Genomic DNA, 6,504 nt, shown 5'->3' on the forward strand with positions numbered 1-6,504 from the left:
TGAGCCGGTGCTGGCCGCCTACGCGGCGCGCGTCACGCACATGGGCGGGCCGGGCGCGGGGCAAACGACCAAACTCTGCAATCAGGCCATCGTGACCGCCACGGTCGCGGCGATCGCGGAAGCGGTGAGCCTCGCGCGCCGCAGCGGCATCGACGCCGCCAGGCTGCCCGATGCGCTCGCGGGCGGCTGGGCCGACTCCACGCTGCTGCGCACCTTCGTGCCGCGCATGACGCAGGACGGGCTCGCGCCGATCGGCGCCCTGAAAACGTTCCAGAAGGACGTCGATACGGTCGCCGACGCCGCGCGCGAAACCGGCACGCCGATGCCGGTCGCGGGCACGGTGCAGCAATTGCTGCGTCTGGCGGAAGCGATGGGGCTCGCGCAGGCCGACTTCTCCGGATTCGTCGACATTCTGCAGACGCCGCGTCAGGGCTGAACGCGGTGCGCTCGGGGCCGGATGGCGGGACGAATTCCGGCCGCAGCGCGCCCCGCTGCATCAATCTGCCACGAATTTCCCGTAATTTGCCGAGGCGCGGTCGTGTCGCCGGACAGGTGGCAGCCGCGCGCGAACTGGCATAACCTGCTAAAATTACAGGTTTTTCGTCGATCTACTTTCGGGACGCGCTGTGCTCTCTACCGCCAACATCACCATGCAATTCGGGCCGAAGCCCTTGTTCGAGAACATCTCGGTCAAATTCGGCGAAGGCAACCGCTATGGCCTGATCGGCGCGAACGGTTGCGGCAAGTCCACGTTCATGAAGATCCTCGGTGCCGACCTCGAGCAAAGCTCGGGCAACGTCATCCTGGAGCCGAACGTGCGCCTCGGCAAGCTGCGCCAGGATCAATTCGCGTACGAAGATGTGCGCGTGCTCGACGTCGTCATGATGGGCCACACCGAAATGTGGGCCGCGATGACCGAGCGCGACGCGATCTACGCGAACCCCGAAGCGACCGACGACGACTACATGAAGGCCGCCGACCTCGAGACCAAGTTCGCCGAGTACGACGGCTACACGGCCGAAGCGCGCGCGGGCGAACTGCTGCTGGGCATCGGCATCGACACGGAATTCCATCAGGGTCCGATGAGCGCCGTGGCGCCGGGCTGGAAGCTGCGCGTGCTGCTCGCCCAGGCGCTGTTCTCGAAGCCGGACGTGCTGCTGCTCGACGAACCGACCAACAACCTCGACATCAATTCGATCCGCTGGCTGGAAGATGTTCTGAACGAGTACAACTCGACCATGATCATCATTTCCCACGATCGACACTTCCTGAACCAGGTCTGCACGCACATGGCGGACATGGATTACGGCACGTTGAAGGTCTATCCGGGCAACTACGACGACTACATGCTGGCGTCGGCGCAGGCGCGCGAGCGTCAGGCCAATGCGAACGCGAAGGCGAAGGAACGCGTCGCCGACCTGCAGGACTTCGTGCGCCGCTTCTCTGCGAACAAGTCGAAGGCACGTCAGGCCACCAGCCGTCTGAAGATGATCGACAAGATCAAGATCGAGGAATTCAAGCCCTCGTCGCGTCAGAACCCGTTCATCCGCTTCGAGTTCGAGAAGAAGCTGCACAACATCGTCGTGGTCGCGGAAGAGATCACGAAGACCTACGAACGCCGCATCTTCAACAAATTCAACATCAGCGTGCAGCCGGGCGAGCGCATCGCGATCATCGGCGAAAACGGCGCGGGCAAGACCACGCTGCTGCGCTCGCTGCTGGGCAATGTGGCGGTCGACAACGGTTCGGTGAAGTGGGCCGAAAACGCGAACATCGGCTACATGCCGCAGGACACGTACGAAGAATTCCCGGCCGACGTCACGCTGATGGACTGGATCGACCAGTACCGCCAGGAAGGCGACGACGAGCAGTCGGTGCGCGGCACGCTGGGCCGTCTGCTGTTCAACGCCGACGACATCAGGAAGTCGGTCAAGGTGCTGTCGGGTGGCGAGAAGGGCCGCATGATCTGGGGCAAGCTGATGCTGGGCCGCCACAACGTGCTGCTGATGGACGAGCCGACCAACCACATGGACATGGAATCGATCGAGTCGCTGCAGATCGCGCTCGAAAAGTTCGAAGGCACGCTGATCTTCGTGTCGCACGACCGCGAATTCGTGAACGGCCTGGCGAATCGCATCATCGAAGTGAAGACCAACGGCACGATCAACGACTACAGCGGCAACTATGAGGACTTCCTGGCGAGCCAGGGTCTGCATTGAGCGCAGTTTGCTGATAGTTGTATGAAGTGAGACGGGCGACGCGTAAAGCGTCGCCCGTTTTGTTTTGGTGGCCCGCCAGGGCGCGGATTAGTCCGTGTGGCGCAGGGCGTCGCCGACACTTTACGTAACCGTCAGCCACGCTAGAATGCAGCGTTGCCGTTGCGCGGGCCTCGACGCCCGCGCGCCCAACGGACGCACGGCAAAAACACCAACAGACATGGAGACAGGAGCACATCGCATGAACAATTACGCCCAGCTCTACATCAACGGCCAATGGGTCGCGCCGCATGGCAAAGGCACGATCGACGTCTTCGACTCGGGCACGGAGGCCGTGATGGGCCGCATTCCCGAGGGCGTCGAAGCCGATGCCGAAGCGGCCATCGCCGCCGCGCGCGCCGCATTCGACACCTGGTCCGCGACACCCGCCGCCGAGCGCGGCGCCTATCTGCAAAAGATCGCCGACAACCTCAAGGCCCGCACCGACGAACTCGCGCAACTGATCGCCGGCGAAGTCGGCATGCCGCTCAAGCTCGCGCGCGCGATTCAGGTCGGCGGTCCGGTCTACAACTGGGGCGCCTACGCGAAGCTCGCGAGCGAGTTCCAGTACGAGGAGCGCGTCGGCAATTCGCTGGTCGTGCGCGAGCCGGTCGGCGTGGTCGCGGCGATCACGCCCTGGAACTACCCGCTGAACCAGATCACGCTCAAGGTCGCCGCCGCGCTCGCCGCAGGCTGCACCGTCGTGCTCAAGCCGTCCGAAATCGCGCCGCTCAATGCGTTCGTGCTCGCCGAGGCCATTCACGCGGCGGGCCTGCCTGCCGGCGTGTTCAATCTCGTGACGGGCTACGGCCCGGTCGTCGGCGAGCTGCTTGCGCGCCATCCGCAGGTCGACATGGTGTCGTTCACGGGTTCCACGCGCGCGGGCAAGCGTGTCTCGGAAGTGGCGTCGGCGACGGTCAAGCGCGTGGCGCTCGAACTCGGCGGCAAGTCGGCCTCGGTCCTGCTCGACGACGCCGATTTCGCGGCGGCCGTCAAAGGCACCGTCGGCGCGTGCTTCCTGAACTCGGGGCAGACCTGCTCGGCGCACACGCGCATGATCGTGCCGGAATCGCGCTATGAAGAAGCGCGCGCGCTCGCGAAAGAAGCGGTCGAAGCCTACACGGTCGGCGATCCGCGCGACGAAAAGGCGAAGCTCGGCCCGCTCGCCTCGAAGGTGCAGCAGGAGCGTGTGCAGCACTACATCGAACGCGGCATCGCGGATGGCGCCGAACTCGTGACCGGCGGCGCGGGCCTGCCCGAAGGCGTAACGCAGGGCTTCTTCGTGAAGCCGACCGTGTTCGGCCGCGTGCCGCGCGACGCCGCCATCGCGCAGGAGGAAATCTTCGGCCCGGTGTTGACGATCCTCACGGCCAAGGACGAGGACGACGCCGTCGCCATCGCCAACGACTCGCTCTACGGTCTCGGCGGCGCGGTCTGGGCGGGCAGCGACGAGCGCGCGATGCGCGTGGCGCGACGTATCCGCACAGGTCAGATCGACATCAACGGCGGCGCGTGGAACATGGCCGCGCCGTTCGGCGGCTACAAGCAGTCGGGCCACGGTCGCGAGAACGGCGTCTACGGTCTGGAGGAGTACCTGGAATACAAAGCGATGCAGTTCAAAGTGCCGAAAGCCTGATCTGTAGGCGCTTTTGCGCCTTGCAAATGTTTCGGCGTGACGTGTTGATGTGAATCATCCATGCGGGGTTCTTCATAAGACCCCGCATTTTTCATTGATCAATCGCAATGTGATCTGTGGGCGGCGCGCGACCATTGTCGTTTTGTCATCGACAACGCAAAGCGGGTCACCATGTTTCCTACTCATTCGTTCTCGCCGCTCGTCATCCGCGGGCGTCAACTGCTGCCGGTCGTACAAGGCGGCATGGGCGTCGGCATTTCGGCTCACCGGCTTGCGGGCAGCGTCGCGCGCGAAGGCGCGCTCGGCACCATCGCGAGCATCGACCTGCGCCATCATCACGCCGACCTCGCCGATGAATGCCGCGAAGATCACTCGCACGAGACGCTCGCTCGCGCGAACCTGATCGCACTTGGGCGCGAAATCGCCGCCGCGCGCCAACTGGCCGGCGGCAACGGCATGATCGCCGTGAACGTCATGAAGGCCGTGAGCGCGCACGCCGACTACGTCCGCACGGCCTGCGAAGAAGGCGCCGACGCCATCGTCATGGGCGCCGGTCTGCCGCTCGATCTGCCCGATATGACCGCCGGTGTCGATATCGCGCTCGTGCCGATTCTTTCGGACGCGCGCGGCGTCGCGTTGGTGCTCAAGAAGTGGGCGAAGAAGGGGCGTCTGCCCGACGCCATCGTGCTTGAACATCCGGCGCACGCGGGCGGCCATCTCGGCGTGACCGATATCGCCGACATGGACAACGAGCGTTTCGCGTTCGACCGCATCTTCGCCGATCTCGACGAGGTCTACTCCTCGCTCGGCATCACGCGCCGCGACGTGCCGCTGATCGTCGCGGGCGGCATCAACAGCCACGAAGCCGTGCGCAAGTGGCTGGAGGCGGGCGCCAACGGCGTGCAGGTCGGCACGCCGTTCGCCGTGACCGAGGAAGGCGACGCGCACCCGAACTTCAAGCGCGTGCTGGCCGACGCCACGCCCGAAGACATCGTCGAATTCGTCAGCGTGACGGGGTTGCCTGCGCGCGCCGTGAAGACGCCGTGGCTCGATCGTTACCTGCGCAACGAATCGCGCATCCGCGCGAAAATCGGCTCGATCAAGCTGGCTTGCCCGACCGGGCTCGACTGCCTGTCGATGTGCGGCTTGCGCGACGGTATAGAGAAGTTCGGTCATTTCTGCATCGACACGCGTCTTGCGGCGGCTTTGCGCGGCGACGTGTCGAACGGGCTGTTCTTCCGCGGGCGTGAGTCGTTGCCGTTCGGCAATGCGATCCGCAGTGTGCGCGATCTGCTGGAACTGCTTTTGACGGGGGTTTCGCGGCCGGCGGTCACCAAACGGGCCGCTTTTGCGCTGAGCTGAAAGCGAAAGCTGAGCGCCGGGAGTTGACGCCCGGCGCACGCCCGGTGCGCACCTCGCACAAGGAAAAAACGCCGGTTCGTCCGGCGTTTTTCATGCGTGCGGCGTCAGGCGTTCTTCTTCTGGAAGCGCATGGCCGTGCCTTCGCGCTCGATGCGCGTCCAGATGGCGCGCTTTTCCTCGTCGCTGAGGAACACCCAGTTGGAGACTTCCATCGCGGTGCGGCCGCAGCCTTTGCAGATGTCGTCGAAGAGCGTCGAGCACACGCCGATGCACGGGCTGTCGGGGAGGTCGTGAAGATTGGAAGCCATGGAATATCTTGGGGCGCGATGACCGGCGCGTGGCCGTGCCGGTCGGGACCAGAAACCCCGCTATGTTAACCGATCCGGCCAGGTGCGGCCCGACGCCACGGCAGGCGCCGCCGCTCGCAGTCAGCGCGCAATGCTGTAGCCGATCCGCGCAACCCAGTGCTGGCGCTGGTTGTAGTCGAGCAGATCCTCGCCGTAACCGTTGAAATAGCCGACCCACAGATAGCCGCCCCATTTGCTGCCGAGCAGGCGCGCGAGCGGATAGGTGAGCTGGGTGTCGACGCTGCCGTACCAGTGCTTCGTGCCCTTGCGCAGCGTCGTGGCGAGCTGCCAGCCGTCCGGGCTGCCGTACTTGATCAGCAGGTCCATGTAGCCGCGGTAATCGGCGATGTCCTCGTTGTCCGATTTGCTGAGGTAGTAGTACAACTTCGGCGAAACCGTCACGTGGTAGTCGTCCACGTTGCCGAACTCCCACGTGGGCCGCACGAACACGATGTTGATGCCGCGCGACTCCGGGCCCGCCTGGCCATTCGACTCGTGACCGACGCCCGCCGCGATGCCCATGCGGGTGAACCAGTCGCTCTTCCAGCCGGTATCAGGGATGTAATAGAACAGTTGCGGCATGTAGCTCGTGTCGCGGAACGGCGCCGAGGTCGCGCTCAGATCCCAGATCGAGGTCTGCGTGTAAGCGAAATAAAGGTTGTCGAAGAGGGCTTTCGAGCGGAGGTCATCCGGCATGATGATCCGGTACTTGAAGCTGAGCTGGAAGCGCGCGGTCGTGTCGCCGTTCTTGCCCACGGCGACGTACATCGGCTCGTAGTAGGACAGGCGCGCGAGCGTGCTGCGGCCCGTGGTGGCGAGCGAGTCGGCGGCGGGCGCGATGGCGCTGTCGGCGCCCGTGGCTTCGATGGCGGCAACTTGCGCGGGCGAGGTCGCGGCGCTCTCG

The 6,504-nt window shown here is 64.8% G+C and carries 6 protein-coding genes; 4 read left to right on the forward strand and 2 right to left on the reverse strand.

What is annotated here, in order from left to right; translation table 11 throughout:
- The 4 genes from G3N97_RS35070 to G3N97_RS35085 all read left to right on the forward strand — a co-directional run.
- On the forward strand, positions 1-436 hold a 436-nt coding region (locus G3N97_RS35070; RefSeq protein ID WP_205997429.1), incomplete at its 5' end, for an NAD-binding protein.
- A gap of 190 nt (positions 437-626) precedes the next feature.
- Positions 627-2,219, forward strand: a complete 1,593-nt coding sequence (locus G3N97_RS35075; protein WP_205997430.1) for an ABC-F family ATPase — start codon at positions 627-629, stop codon at positions 2,217-2,219.
- A gap of 238 nt (positions 2,220-2,457) precedes the next feature.
- Positions 2,458-3,891 carry an aldehyde dehydrogenase family protein gene (locus G3N97_RS35080; protein WP_205997431.1) on the forward strand — a complete coding sequence of 478 codons (1,434 nt, stop codon included), beginning with the start codon at positions 2,458-2,460 and terminating at the stop codon, positions 3,889-3,891.
- A 171-nt stretch (positions 3,892-4,062) separates the two neighbouring features.
- Positions 4,063-5,253: a nitronate monooxygenase family protein gene (locus G3N97_RS35085; protein ID WP_205997432.1), complete on the forward strand. Its 1,191-nt coding sequence runs from the start codon at positions 4,063-4,065 to the stop codon at positions 5,251-5,253.
- 104 nt (positions 5,254-5,357) lie between these two features.
- Here G3N97_RS35085 and G3N97_RS35090 read toward each other — a convergent pair whose 3' ends face one another.
- Together G3N97_RS35090 and G3N97_RS35095 are read right to left on the reverse strand one after the other, a co-directional pair.
- A complete protein-coding gene (locus tag G3N97_RS35090; RefSeq protein ID WP_065060119.1) occupies positions 5,358-5,561 on the reverse strand; it encodes a DUF1289 domain-containing protein in 204 nt (67 codons plus the stop codon).
- A gap of 120 nt (positions 5,562-5,681) precedes the next feature.
- Positions 5,682-6,504, reverse strand: an 823-nt coding sequence (locus G3N97_RS35095) for a phospholipase A (RefSeq protein WP_205997433.1), incomplete at its 5' end; no start/stop codon positions are given.

The sequence above is a fragment of the Paraburkholderia sp. Ac-20347 genome (assembly GCF_017104805.1).
Lineage (GTDB): Bacteria > Pseudomonadota > Gammaproteobacteria > Burkholderiales > Burkholderiaceae > Paraburkholderia > Paraburkholderia tropica.